At 36.1% G+C, this 15,647-nt stretch carries 3 protein-coding genes; 2 read left to right on the top strand and 1 reads right to left on the bottom strand.

What is annotated here, in order from left to right; all coding sequences use genetic code 11:
• Positions 1 to 205 precede the first annotated feature (205 nt).
• Positions 206 to 403 (top strand): hypothetical protein, encoded by a 198-nt coding sequence (locus tag A3EM_RS48070; protein WP_211212022.1) that lies wholly within the window; start codon positions 206 to 208, stop codon positions 401 to 403.
• A 3-nt stretch (positions 404 to 406) separates the two neighbouring features.
• On the opposite strand, the gene A3EM_RS0128280 is transcribed toward A3EM_RS48070, so the two are convergent.
• Positions 407 to 1,273, bottom strand: a complete 867-nt coding sequence (locus A3EM_RS0128280; protein ID WP_020531625.1) for a lysophospholipid acyltransferase family protein — start codon at positions 1,271 to 1,273, stop codon at positions 407 to 409.
• 1,124 nt (positions 1,274 to 2,397) lie between these two features.
• Between A3EM_RS0128280 and A3EM_RS0128270 the strand changes: the two genes are divergently transcribed.
• Positions 2,398 to 15,270, top strand: coding sequence for a T9SS type A sorting domain-containing protein (locus A3EM_RS0128270; protein WP_020531623.1), 12,873 nt, complete (start codon positions 2,398 to 2,400; stop codon positions 15,268 to 15,270).
• Positions 15,271 to 15,647: the final 377 nt, after the last annotated feature.

Genomic DNA, 15,647 nt, shown 5'->3' with positions numbered 1-15,647 from the left:
GGTACTTTTTGGGAAAATTAGGACAAATTTTGCTTTCATGGTAATCGGATCATAGTTTTTTCATCATGAGGGACAAAAATTTTTATTTATAACAATGAGATTTTTATATATTTTAATGCTTCTGTTGGTGGGGATTATTTCTTGCAAGAGATTGGAAAAAAAAGATATCCAGCTGGAAATTAAATGTGAAAACTGTGGGAGTCTTATGGAAGATTCTTTACTTATGGTTAAGGGGATTTATTATGTGAATTATGAGCATGAAATTGGAAATTTGACAGTAAAGTTTGATGAAGGGGAATTGGATAGCTTACTGATCAATGAATTTTTGATTCGGAAAGGTTTTATTTTTCCAGAGGATGATTCCTTATTTGTAACTGTTGTTCCGGATTGTTGTATGGAATGAAAATTATTGTCTGTTGTATTTCCATCGATCATGTGACCAAAGCCAATAGGCTGGATTTTCCTTTATATCCTCCTCAAGTCGTTTCATGTGCATTTTGGAAATTTCCTCTTCTTTTGTTAGTTCAGGATTTTCACAAAGCAGATCGGTTTTTATTTCATATAGTCCTCTTTTCCTGGGCTTTACGGATAAATAAATCACCGGATATTTAAATTTTTTTGCGATTTTTTCGGTCCCATTAAAAACTGTTGTTTCCTGATTTAAAAAGGTCATATGAATATCAGCAGTAGGGGATGGTCTTTGATCTCCAACAAATCCTGTAGCGGTTACCCTGTTTTTGTTTTTTATCATGCCTCTCAATGTCTCATTCATAGAAAGTAATTCTGTTCCCGTTCTGGATCTTAGTTTATGTACCAGTTTATCGAAATGTTTATTACCCAGAGGGTGATAGATCACCACTAGCTGGTGAATAGCCTCCAGACTGAGTCTTGCCCCGGCAAGTTCCCAATTTCCAAAATGTCCTAAAACAAGGATGACACTTTGGTGTTCTTTAAAATATTTTTCAAAAAGTGAAGGGTCTTCAAAAAAGACAATTTCCCGGAGTTTTTTTTCTGAAATGGTTAATAATTTAACTGACTCTAATGTCAGGTCACAGAAAAAACGACAAAAGTCTTTATAAATCATGTGAATTTCTTTCGGGGATTTTTCTGGAAAGGATTTAGTCAAATTTTCCAGAATTACCTTTTTCCTGTATCCGATTAGATTGAAAATGAAAAAGTTGAGTATATCCGATAGTAAATACAGAATCCGAAAAGGTAGAATTGAGGTGAGGTAGATAAAGGGTAAAGAAAGATAATATCCAATTATTCGCATATTTAAGACACTGAGATATTTTTGGCTAAAGAAATTAATATTGGTGACTCCTGAAAAAAAAGAACTCTTTTTTTATTTCATTTTTCGAAATTCCCACATGATATTTTATCGTTTTTACTACTAAATCCAGATGTTATGCTTCTACAGAAAATTCTGTTTTGGTAAGAGTAGAAACCAAATTAAAGAGGAGGAATGGCAAAAATTTACCAATGAGGTAATTAGTAAAAAATTTCAGAAGAAAATGAATAATAAGTTACCATTGGTTATGGGAAATGGCCTAATGAGATAAATAGGATTGGCCTACCAGGGAGCAAGAAGGAGGCGTTAACCTCAATAATAGAAACTTACCAAAAGGAATTTAATCAATATACTGTATTGTTGATACAAGCAATGACCTATCGTAATTTTTAGGAAATTTTAATTTTGGCTGGATATTAACGCTGGGGACATTTTTTACATCTCTTCCCCCTCTTAAACTTCTTACAGCAGTTTTTTTTCTTGCATTCGTAATCTGAAAAATCGCTGTTGTCCATATTTAAGGACTCTAATAATTGTAGGCTGACGGCAGAAGGGGTATGGTTTTGATTCGTCATTTTTTAGGCAAAATTTTGAATATCATTATGAATAGATTAACAAATTCGAGGCAAATATATAAAAACTATTTAGACTAAGTATAAATAAATATAGAGATTTTTAAGAAAAATTATCAGTCTTTTAGAAATTTTATGGAATTTAATCAAAAGGAAAGTCATCAATCCTTATTGTCAATTATTAAGGATTGTTAGAATGGAAAATTTGTCCATAAAGTTACTTAAGGTAAATCATAAGAATATCTCCGATTCTTAAATAACAAAGTGGAGAATGTTTGTAAATTGGACTATTATTATGTTTAATTTTATTATTTTAAGATACTTTTTTTAATTCTGTCCATAACCTTACTTAAGATAGAAGGTAAATAGAACGCATAATCGCTTATGCTTTCCTATCCGGATATTAATAAGACAATTCCTGAAAATCTAAATCGTATTTAATAGGATAAAATTACTATTGAATTTCACCTTTTTAAGATCAGGCTCAGATCTACCATCTTATTTGATATTAAAAAATTAATTTTTAAGTAAAATATGAGTAATTCTACAAGAATTAAACTTATTGGTTTTGTACTATTATTGTTTTCACAATCTTTATTTGGTCAAACCCTTTATTGGGTTGGAGGAAGTGGAAATTGGACTGATGATACTCATTGGAGTTTAAACAGTGATGGTTCTTTTAATAATCCTTCAGCTTTAATCCCCGATGCTACCAGGAGTGTTGTGTTTAATGAACATTCATTTCCAAGCAATGCAGATAAAACGGTGACTCTAAATGCTATTGGAGCATGTTTAAATATGAGCTGGACGGATGACGCGGATGATCCGGTGTTTGCCATAAGCACAGGCTTGGATTTATCAATTCATGGCTCACTGGCAATTCTGGATGGCATTACAGTAAGTCCTTCACCAGCTGATGCTGCAGTTGAGTTTATTTTTTCTGCCACATCAGGAACTCCAACTATTTCTACCGAGGGCACATATTTGCATAATGTTAGAATTGGTGATGAAACCTTTGCTAGTACAGCAGTATTTACTTTAACTGATAATTTAAATTCTAGATGGATTAATGTTTTGTCTGGTACTTTTGATACCAATGACCAAACTGTTCAGGCATTTAAAATAAATGCAGATGAGGACAATACTCAAACCAGGGCAATGGTACTTGGAGCTTCCAACATTACCATCACTGGAAGTGGAGCGGGAACTGATTTAGATTTAAGTGGGAGTAATTTCACCTTTGATGCAGGGACTTCCACAATCGACTTGACTAATACTGGAAACATAGCGGTGGAATTGGGGCCGGTCTCCAGAGTCTTAAATAATTTAACTTTTAGTGGTGCTGGAGCAGCCATTACCATTAATAATTTAAATTCTGACACACATACTTTTAACCAATTAACAGCAACTGATGTAAGTGATTTTGAATTTTCAGGTTCAAGTACTTCCACCTTTAATGGTAGTGTAAATATCGGTGTGTCAGGAGGGAATACAAATACTTTCCTTGGCCCAGTAAATTTCAATGATGAAGTTAATTTAAATTCGAATGGTAATTCTGGAACGTATGATTTTGATGGCCAGGTTACTTTTGGTGCAGGAGCGGATTTGGATTTAGGGGCAAATAGCACCATTAGTTTTGGGGGGGCATCTTCTCACACTTTTCAAGACATTACAGTAAACCACAGCAGTGTGGTTTCTTTTGATAATGCCGTTTCAAACTCGATTTCCAATTTAATAGTAAATAGCGTTTCAGGGAGTGGGTCAAGTTTAAGCTTTCCTGATGGGGTTGGAAATGCAACTTCTATTAGTGGCACTTTTAGCATTTCATCAACCTGTTCTACCCCTGTTACTGTCAATTCAGTAAATGGGGGATCTCAGGCTTATCTTACCCTTGCAGGAAGTCCAACCTGGGATGGGGTGACTGTTCAGGATATTAATGAAAATGGGGCTGGTACGATTACAATTGACAGAGGAGATATCTCTAATGTAACCAATATTACTGCATCAAGTAGTTGTACCGGAAATATTTTGTATTGGGTAGGAACAGGTGGAGGATGTGATGGCACCTGGAATGATGGTGATTGCTGGTCTAATACTTCAGGAGGAGCAGGTGGTGCTGGGCAACCTACAGCCACACAGGATGTAGTTTTTGACCTCAATTCTTTTGATGGATCGAATAACACTGTAACTATTGATGCTAACAATCCTGTATGTAAATCCATGACCTGGACAGGAGTGACAAACAGCCCAACATTTCAGAGAACCGGAGGAAATTATTTGAGTATTTATGGTTCATTGACATTAGAGGCTGGAATGACTTGGAACTATAATGATCAGGTATTTTTTCTAGGTTCTGGTGATTTTACAATTACTTCGGCAGGACAGGGCTTTTTACAATATTTATTGTTTTATAATACTGCAGGATCTTGGAAATTATTAGATGAGTTTTCATCAAGCTCACATGTTTATCTACGAGGGGGAACTTTAAATACCAATGATCAAAATTTTACCGCTCTGGAATTGGATGCTAACTATGCATCAGATGAAACTAGAGCCTTAATCCTGGGCTCTTCCTATGTTACCCTAACCAATTCAGGAAATGAAGTACTGGATATAAGAAGTACGGGAAATTTATTAACTTTTGATGCAGGTACATCTACCATCGAGTTTACAAATACAGGAAGTTCTTATGTAGAATTAGGTACCAATGACAGGACATTTTACAATATAATTGGTAATGCAGGAACACTTGGAGGAAATAGGCTTGAATTTAGAAATGGGGATAATTCAGCAGTTTACACCTTTAATAATATAACCCTGTTAGATGGGAAAAGCCTGCGTTTTGTCAATAATGTGGTGATAAATGGAGAAGTTAATACAGGGACTGATTCTGAAATATTTTTTAATGGAGCAAATAATGTATTTCATTCAAATGTAAATATTGGTTCAATAACTTCATCTAGTGTAAATGCCCATTTTTACAATAGTAATATTTTTAATGGAAATGTTACGGTTACAGGGCCAACACAGGACACAGATAGAGTTCGATTTTATAATAGTACTTTTAATGGAATAGTGAATTTTGTTGGCACAGATCCGAGGGGAAGGTTTTATGATGACTGTACTTTTAATGGGTTAGTAGATTTAGTAAGCGATGCTTCTTCAAGGTTTTATGGTAATGATGTATTTAATGCCGGAGCCAATTTTGGATCATTTGTCACATTTACCCAAAGTAATTCTTCTGGTCTTGTTACTACTTTTAATGGTGCTTCACCAATCAATTTTGCGGATAATACCAGTGTATATGCCTATAGGGAAATAATTTTTGGAGGTGATGTTACTTTTGGTGATAATGCACTTTTTAGGGCAAATGAGAGTGATGGAAACACCACATTTGAAGCGGATTTTACAACCGGCACAGGAGCTGACGTGATCATCAATAATAACGGAAGTGGAAGTGCTCTTTTTCAGGGATTGGTGAATATCGGAGAAAATGCTACAAGATTTGTTTTTGACAGAGATGCTGTATTCGAACAATTAGTGACCATTGCAGATGGAGGAACTGGAATTGATTTTCATGATGATACAGATTTTCAGGCGGGGTTATTAATTCAGGGGACAGCAAATAACTATGGAGCAATCCAATTGTATGGTAACAATACTTTTTCGGGAGGAACTATTGATTTTACCACAGGTACTACTGATTTTGGAGTTGTATTTGAAAATAATTCATCAAATATTTTTGATGCGACATCTCCGGTAATTTTAAGATCAGGAGCTCGAGTTTCATTTAGAGAAACAGATGTTTTTAATGGAACATTTACCGCTGAAGATAATGCCAGGGTTAGGTTTACTGAAAGAAATAATGGTGGATCTAGCACAACTTTCAATGATAATGTAATTTGTGGAAATGATGTTCATTTTGAATCCAATCGAGATATCACCTTTAATGGAAATCTTACTTTTGGGGAAGGAGCGGATTTTATGGTCAATGATGGGGGAGGAGGAGTTGTTGTGGAAGGAGATGTCCTTTTTGGGGACAATGCCATTGACATAGACTTTCAGGGAACCACTTCAGTTTTTAAAGGAACTTTTACTATTGGGGATGGAGGAACTGAAATAGATTTTAGGAATACAACTGATTTTCAGGCGGGATTATTAATTCAGGGGACGGCAGATAATAATGATGCTGTTCAGTTTTATGGTACCAACACTTTCTCTGGAGGAACTGTAGATTTTACCACCGGAACTTCTGACTTTGGGATCACATTTGAAGATGGTTGTAATGATACTTTTGATGCGACTGCTCCTGTAATTATAAGAGCCAATTCAAGAGTTTCCTTCCGAGAAACAGATGTTTTTAATGGGACTTTTACGGCAGAGGATAATACCAGAATAAGATTTACAGATAGGAATAATTCAGGTACAAGTACGACTTTCAATGATGATGTAGTCTGTGGAGACGATGTTTATTTCGAATCGAATCGGGATATTACTTTTAATGGAGATCTTACCTTTGGGGATGGTGTTGATTTTATGGTGAATGAAAATGCAGGCAGTGTGACCTCTGAAGGAAATATTGTTTTTGGGGATAATGCCATTGATATAGATTTTAGGGGAACAACATCTACTTTTAAAGGGAGCTTTATAATTGGAGATAATGGTAATGAAATTGATTTTAGAAATTCTACGGATTTTCAGGGAGGGTTAATAATATTAGGAACAGCAAATAATGATAATGCGGTCCAATTTCATGGTACTAATACTTTTTCCGGGGACACGGTTTTCCTTAGTTCGGCCTCTACAGATTGGTCAATAGACTTTGAAGGATCAACAAATAATTTTTCAAGTGATGCTCCAGTGGTTGTTAGGGCAAATTCCCATATTAGATTTGTGTATAGTTCAGATTTTGAAGGTACCCTATCCACAGAAGATGGGGTCCGAATGAAATTTGCTGAATCCGGTGGAACAACAGTTTTTGATGATGATGTAACCTTTGGAGATGATAATGATATCGAATTTGAACAGCAATTAACATTCAATCTTCCAGACCCTGGAAATCCGCCTTTATTGACCGGTGGGAATAATACTGATATTATTTTTGACAATAATGCTGGAACTAATACCCTTCGGGACTTTACCTTAAGCGGGGGAAATACTGTTCAATTTAGGAATGATGCAACCTCTAATATTACAGGTACGGTTACTATAAATGCCGCAGATTGTGCTGATTTCTTTTACATTAAAAACCTGAGCACCTATAATAGTAATGCCATTGTGAATTTTTCCAATGCACAGGTATGGTCAGGTGTAATTTTAAGAGGGATGAATTTTACGGGTAACACTGTTACCATAAATGACGGGGCTGATATGGGAAATAACTCAGGAACTTCATTTAATAATACTGGAACTGTAGCAACCCTTTACTGGATTGGAGGAACCTCAGGAAACTCAAAACCTTCTTATCTCAATGCTTCAGGAATTTCAGATAATTGGAATAATCCAGCTAACTGGTCAACCACCTCAGGAGGTTCTTTTGGAAGTTGTATTCCAGGTCCTGAAGATAATGTGATATTTGATCATAATTCCTTTAGTGATGGTACTAACTTAACGGTCCATGTTAATTATGATAATGCGTCTTGTCATGACATGACATGGACTAGTGGAGCTGGAACTGGAGTGACCAATAATCCTACCCTAAATGTAGATTATGATTTGACTATCTCAGGTTCTGTTTTACTTTCTGACCAGTCAATGACCATCTCTGGAGATGATGATATATTCTTTACTGCAACGACTACTGGAGAAACGATTACTTCAAATGGAGTGAGTTTTGAAAATGATGATCTTATTTTTAATGGTGCTGGTGGGCAATGGATTTTACAGGATGAATTAACAGTAGATAATGAAGTGGATTTGTACCAAGGCGAATTAAATACCAATGGGGAAATACTAAATTGCTTGAGGTTTGATGCTTATAATAATGGTAGTACAGATTTAACCAGGTCTTTGGTATTAGGAGATTCTGAGATAGAGATGACTGGAAGTTCTACTGTATTAGATTTAAGAAGTGCCGGGAATAATTTTTCCTTGACATCAGATCCTAATTCCCAATTTACGTTCAGCAGGTCGTCAAGTGATTACACCTTAGAAGTGGATACATTTGATATTACCATTCCAAACTTGCTTTTTGAATCTCCTACAGGAACTTATGCCAATACAATTAGGGTGAGGTCAGGTGAAAATCCTGATGTGGCCAATTCTGGAACAATAACATTCCGAAACATTACGAAGACAGCTACAGGGGGGAGACTATTTATTGACGAAACAGGTACTTCATATAGAAGGGCAACAAAAACTATAGAGAATATTTCCATAGCAGATAATACTAATTTTTACTTTGAAAGCTCGAGGTCTGGCAATTATATCAATGGCACTGTAGTATTTGGTAATGATTGTAATTTTAATTTCCGAGCCTCAACCCTGGAATTTGCAGATTCATTTACGGCAGGGACAGGAAGTACAGGTGATTTCCATACTGAAATGACTTTTAAAGGACCAGTGACAATCAATGGAACTTCAAGCGCAACTGATGCTGTCCAGTTCCACTACCAATATATATTTGAGGATGATGTCACCTTGGGGGATGGATCAGTTGTTTCATTCAGAGATAATGATGATAGTGAAACCTCCATATTCAATGGGGATTCTACCTTATTTATGGGAGAGTTTATGGTGGGTGATGATGCTGTGATTGAGTTCTCGGAAGCAGGAAGGGGAACATCATCTACTTATTTTGCCGGAAATGTTACCTTTGGGGATAACCTTGATTTGAGGAGTAAAGAAACCATAACCTTTGCAGGGAACTTTACTACTGGTAGTGCTCCTGTGGCAAATATAGGGATTGATGGCTCTCACGAACTTTCATGGTTTAAAGGAGATGTAACTATAGGGGCTAATGCAAATCAATTTATTGTAAATAGAAGAGCCATTTTTGACGGATTGGTAGATATTGGAAGTGGTGCCAGCGTTCAATTTAACAACTATTCAGATTCTACATTTTTCAGAAGTGCAGTCACTACGGGTGCAAGTTCCACTGTTAGTTTCGATAGATATGCCGAGTTTGAAAGTACATTAATTACAGGAACTGCTTCAACCACTAATTTTAATCTAACTAATAATGGTAGTGTTGTATTTCATGATGATGTTACACTAGGAGCAGACAGTGATAATTCTTTCTATAGGGATGTTTATTTCGAAGATGCGACTCCTAATTTATTGTTGAGTCTTGGAGAACGTAGTTCAACATCTTTTTATAATGGAGCCAGTGGAAGAGATGGAGTATTTGAAGATATTTTACTGGCAACAGGAAGCTTTATTACTTTTGATAATGATGATAATGCTATCGAGAACTTCACAACGACTTCATTTAATACCATAGAATTATCTACAGATGGAAATACTGTAATTAATGAGTCATTTGTAGCAAGTGTGGATTGTGATGAATGGCAAATCGTCAGGTCAAGTTTACCAGGAACCACAGCTATTATCCAATTTGTAGATAATGGAGGGAATACTGCTCCAGAGTGGAGAGGTATTGTGGCTCAGGATCTTACGGTTTTAGGGCCAACTAGTGCTGGAAATTTTCCATTAACCATTAGAGAAGGTGTGAATCTTGATAATTTAAATGGAGATGATCCTTCATTAATTACAACTGACCCAAATGTAATCGAAAGCGGTCATGGAAGTTATGATGAAGATGTTACTATTTATTTGGATGCAGAAAGAACTCCTATGACCTTTTATTGGATCGGAAATGGAGGAACTGTTCCTCCGGGTGGAGGTGCGGCCAATTCCAATTGGAGTAATGCAAATAACTGGTCTAATACTTCAGGAGGAGCTCCTGCTGGCTGTATCCCAAACCCGATTGATGCTGTAGTATTTGATAACAATTCATTTGATGGTGCAGGTCAGTCTGTAGTAATAGATGCTGCAAATGCGGCTTGCGGTGATTTTACCTTTAGTCATACAACAAATACCGGAGCAAATTCTCCAAGCTTTGAGGGTGATGCCCTTAACAGGCTTCAGATTTTTGAGGATTTTACGATTAACAATAATCTGGATAATAATTTCCTTGGTAATATTGAATTTATCACTGTGGAGAGTACCAAATACGATATTACCAATACGGATAATGATACAATCCATTTTAATGGTAATGTTTATTTTACTTCAAGTTATCCTTCATCCTCAAATCCATATAACTGGTTAATAAATGATCCAATTGATATGAATGATGGTGATACTACTGATGTATATGATGCTGATTTGAACCTGGAAATTGGGTACCTTGACGCCAATGGTCAGACTATTACAATTGAAGGAAATTGGATCGTGGAGGACGAAGGATATTATATTCATAATAACAATACAGTAATTTTTGATGGATGGGTTAGCGATAAAAATATTGTTTCAAATAATGAGAGCTTTTATAACCTATATGTGCAAAAAGGGGACTCTTTGGATGATTTAAGGTGTGTCAATTATCCTATTGTGGTTGAAAATGATTTAATTATATCAACAGGAAGACTTTGGGATAGTGACGAAAGTACCAATGGCCCCTGGCAGATAGATGGAAATGGTGCTGGTACACTGACTATCGGAAATAAAGGAACATTAGTTATTGGTGATGATACCCGAAATGATGTGGCTACTGAATTTCCTAATACTTTTGCCTCCTATTCTATTTCAAATTCAAGTGTTGTTCATTTCAAAGATGCTGGCGAACAAAACGTTTATGGTCCGTTTTCTTATGGTAATGTAGTGATGTCGAATGGAAGTGATAATGATAATAGGGCGAAATTACTTGAAGATGCTATTACTATTAATGGTTCATTAACTATTCAGGATAATACCAGGTTTTTTGACGAGGGCTTTCAGGTTTCTGGAAATGCAAATACCGGGACTAAATTTATAATTGAAGGAGACGGACGGTTTAGAATAGGAGTAGAAGCTACAGGTACTATTATGCCTGAATTCCCTGAATATGATTTCAATATTGATTCCAGGGTGATTTATAATGCTGGAGTTGATCAGACAGTAAAGGGAATTGATGATGGAGGTGCAGGAAATGGAAGTTATGGTTATTTGCAATTTACTAACCCTGCTGCTTCACCGAGTATGGTCTTAAAAACCTTTGATGCTGCAACTTTTATCAGAAGGGATTTAGACATTAATGCTTATAACAACATTTGGGATGGCGGAAATCAAATTTCAGCAGAAGGAAGTAATGATGGGCAGCATCAACTGGAAATGGAAGCAAATACAATTCTTACCATTGGATCTGCCAGCACCGCTACCACCTTCCCAACATTTCACAGGAATAGAGTATTTGTTGATGAGGCCTCTACTGTAATTTATGGATCCGGGGCTGCTTCTCAAGATATTAGGCGATTGGATAATGGTGATGCTTCCAATGAAAGCTATGGAAATTTAATGATTCTGAATTTTGATTCACTGGCCCATACTAATGGAATAGTCTCAAAAACTTTGGTGGCTTCTCCCTTACCGAGAAATGGTGGTGATAACCTGAAAGTAAGAGGTGATCTTTACATAGGTGAGTATAATAACCTGATTGATGATGGTTTTCAGATTAATGGAAATGCCGCTGGAGGATTAATTCAATTGGCAGATAGTTCTAAAATTACGATTGGTAATGGCACTACTGCTACAGTTTTTCCTGCAAATTTTGATGATTTTAATTTAGATGCAAATAGTGAGGTAATTTATAATGCAGGAGTAGCTCAAACAATAAAAAGTTTAAATGATGCAGGTGGATTAAACCCAGAAATGGAATACGGTCATTTAACTTTAACTAATTCTGCCGGTTCGCCTTCCTTAATAGATAAAACTCTTGATGGTTTGACCAGTGTTAGAGGAGATTTAACGATAAATATAAATAATAACTTAGTAGACGATGGCTATCAAATTGAGGGAGGAAACATACTAACTGTTGCCGGAGATGCAAGACTTACTCTTGGTGGTACATCAACTTCCAGTGGCAATACAACCTTCCCAACCTCATTTGCTACTGTTAACCTGAATGAATTGTCTACACCAACAAGTACGGTTGTATATACGTCCAACAGGGAAGATGCAGACCAGGAAGTTGCCGCATTAGGTTATGGTCATTTAATCATTGATAGTTGGAGTACATCAGTTTCAACAAACAAAGTAATGCAGGGAAGTATTACTGTAAATGGTAATCTGGATATTGAAGCGGTAGATAGTGATCAGGATTTAACCTTTAAGGATAACGGTTTTCAAATTATTGGAAACGTGACTGGCACTTTTACGATGAACCCATATGCTAATTTGGAAATTGGAAATGGTACGACTTCGACATTATTTCCTACGTTATTTCCAAGGAATAATACCAATATTCTTTTAGATGATGAAAGTGAAGTGATTTACAATGCTGGAGATGGAGCTGCAGGTACATTACCACAAGTAATAAGTGGTGGATTTGATTATGGGCACTTAACCCTTACCAATCCGAATGCAGGTGGTTTGGTAGAGAAAATATTAGATAACCCTATAACAGTTGATGGTGATCTGGTAGTTAATGTTCTGAATCATTTGAATGATGATGCCAACCAAATTACCGGAAATGCTACCGGAATATTTTCTATGGCCGCCAATTCTCAATTGACAATAGGAACCTCAGGAGTGGTTGATGCCACTGAATTCCCGCTTTTATTTACAAAAACTAATTCATTTATTCAGCTGGATGATGCCAGTGAGGTTATTTATAATGCTGGTGATGATAATACCTCTATTCCACAGATAGTTGCAGGTGGATTTTCATACGGTGATTTAACTTTTACTAACCCAACAGCTGGAGGAATAGTAAATAAGGAGCTTGAGGCTGTTATATCTATTGATGGAGACTTGAATATTAATACATTAAATAATGTCTTCGATAAAGGGTTCCAAATTACTGGAAATGCAACTGGAATTATGGCAATGGCTAGTGGAGGACAACTTAATATTGGAGATGGCTCTGATGCTACTCAATTCCCATCTAATTTTGTATCAACTAATATTGCCTTGAATGAAAATAGTACTGTAAATTATTCGGCTGATGCTGATCAATTAATTTCTATTGCTCCCGGAGATGGAACAGGAATTGATCCTTATGGGCAGGGCTATGGTAATTTAGAAATATCTAATTCTACAACAAGTGTGGTTTATAAAGATTTGAATGCTACTAATACGGATGAGGTGAAAATTCAGGGTAATTTGATCGTTTATAACTGGACTACATTTAGAGATTTGGGTACTCAGATCAATGGTCCATCCAATGCGGGGAAATATATAGAAATGGGTCAACAGGGAGGTGTTTATGCCATAGGTGGAGAAGCAAGAATTATTTTAGGAACTGGAGCCTTTGGTGGAGATACCAATGATGCAACAGAATTGCCCAGAGGATGGACCGTCCTCAATTCTGGAACAAATACTCAGGAAATTCATCCAACTCAGAGTGCTATCTGGTACGGAGCCGGGACAAGTCAACTAATAAATGCAGATTTCCCTTATGGCAAGCTTGTTTTAGCGATAAATGAGGAAGATTTGAATGAGACAGGTTCTACAATAAGAAAGTATCTTCAATCTTATAATTCCGGAACTGACGTAAATGTTTATGGTGATATCCAAATCGGGGGAAGAAATGAATTGGATGATAATGGTATTCAAATAGTGGGGAATGCCACTGGATCTTTAACTATGGAGGAAGATTCTGAATTAAGACTGGGAACAAATACCGTAGCCACATTATTCCCAACCAATTATACTTCAGGAAATATATCAATTGATGTAAATAGTATTGTTTACTTTAATTCCGGAATTGATCAGGATGTCTCTGGTACTCCATCTTCTTATGGTGATGTTATAATAACCAGTGCCGTTGGGTCTCCAACCAAGACATTGACTGGAAATATGGATATAAATGGTAATTTAACAATCGAAAATAACAATATATTAGATGCAGGCTCAGGTAGTAATTTTAATATTAACCTGGCAGGTAACTGGACGAATAATTCAACATTTACTCCCAGGTTAGGGAAAGTGGAATTCGATGGAAATGCCAATCAGGATATAACTTCTGGTACCTCCAAATTTCATGATGTGGAATTGAATAATTCGAATGGGGTTACTTTACAGGATGATTTAACCATTGAAGGATCGACCAACGGAGAGTTTACTTTTACCGATGGGTATGTAAATATGATTACAGTCGCTACGGATGCAGTAACTGAAGAAGAGGTGATTTTTGAAGATGGTGCAACTCATTCAGGGGCAGGAATCAATAGCCATGTAGTAGGACCAGTGAGGAAAATAGGAACCTCTGATTTTACTATGCCGGTTGGCGATGGTTCCGGAACTTATTATAACCCTGTTGGTGTGAGTGATATTACTGGTGGGGATGCTACTACCGCCTTTGTGGGCCAATATTTCCCAATTAGTCCTGAGGGGTCTTATACTTGGTTAAATAAGGATACGACTATTCACCATGTGAGTAGAAAAGAATATTGGATGTTGGATAGGGAAGTGACTACAGCCTCTGCTAAAGTTACCCTATATTACCAAAATCCTAAGTCAGAGGTTGTAAATCCTGCAAGTTTACTAGTATCAAGATGGGACAGTGGAGATGCTATATGGCAGGATAAAGGAGCTTCAAATATTTCAGGAAATGCGGTGACTTCAGACCAAATTTCCGAATTTAGTCCATTCACTTTTGCGGATTACCATCCAATTAATCCTCTGCCAGTAACCCTGGTTGAATTTAATGCCAGGTATATTAAGGATGAAGGTGTTGACCTGACATGGAAAACAGCAAATGAAACTGGGAATGCTGGATTCATCCTGAAAAGATCAATTGGAAATAGTAATAATTTTGAAGTTATTGCCCATTATGATGAAAATCCTGAATTGGTTGGCAAGGGCAACTCTGGCAGAATAAATAATTATTACTATTTAGATGAAATAGGAATTTCTCCCGGAGAGGTTCATTATTATCAATTGGTGCAGGTAGATAAGGATGGGAATACTACTAATTCTGAAATAAAAGCTGTAAACGTTGGATCTGAGGTGGTACTTTACCAAAACCATCCAAATCCTGCCAGAAATAAAACAACTTTAAGTTTCTCAATTGATACTGAGCAAAGAACGGTTTTAGAAGTTTTCGATATGAACGGAAGAAAAGTAGCTACGGTGGTGGATGAAATTTTGGAAGGAGGTACTTATCAATACCCAATGAATATTTCTAATTTACAAACAGGTATTTACACTGCAAGATTAATTCATGGTAAAAAGGTGATGAGCATAAAAATGTCAATCATAAACTGATAACATTAACCAATTATTTAGAATTCAATCCAAATTAATTTTAGGTGTATGTTGGTGTGAAAAATAGTGAAGTAAAGACGGGTTGTTTCTAATTAAATAATAGCAATAGTATTTAAAAAGCCTGACTGTCAAGTATAGTCAGGCTTTTATGTTAAAGTCATTTGCTTTGACTTTTCTGTTTTCCTGTATGGTTGAAGGCATTTATCAATTGTCTAATTCTGAGAAATTAATCTTTTAATTAGAGAATTAAAATGCAAGGATCATTTAAAAAACTTACATGCAAAAAATAGTGGAAATGGTTATTAAAATGCCAGAATCCTAAAAAAAACACTTAATTAGTCATAACTGTTTTAATAAGAGACCAATAAAGGATTAAT

It is taken from the genome of Flexithrix dorotheae DSM 6795 (assembly GCF_000379765.1).
Lineage (GTDB): Bacteria > Bacteroidota > Bacteroidia > Cytophagales > Flammeovirgaceae > Flexithrix > Flexithrix dorotheae.
Note: the sequence above shows the minus strand (reverse complement) of the source record. Positions and strands in the feature narration are given on the sequence as shown.

Coding starts and splice junctions, on each gene's coding strand:
- A3EM_RS48070 (WP_211212022.1), top strand. CDS start 206: ATGGAAGATTCTTTACTTATGGTTAAGGGGATTTATTATGTGAATTAT.
- A3EM_RS0128270 (WP_020531623.1), top strand. CDS start 2,398: ATGAGTAATTCTACAAGAATTAAACTTATTGGTTTTGTACTATTATTG.
- A3EM_RS0128280 (WP_020531625.1), bottom strand. CDS start 1,273: ATGCGAATAATTGGATATTATCTTTCTTTACCCTTTATCTACCTCACC.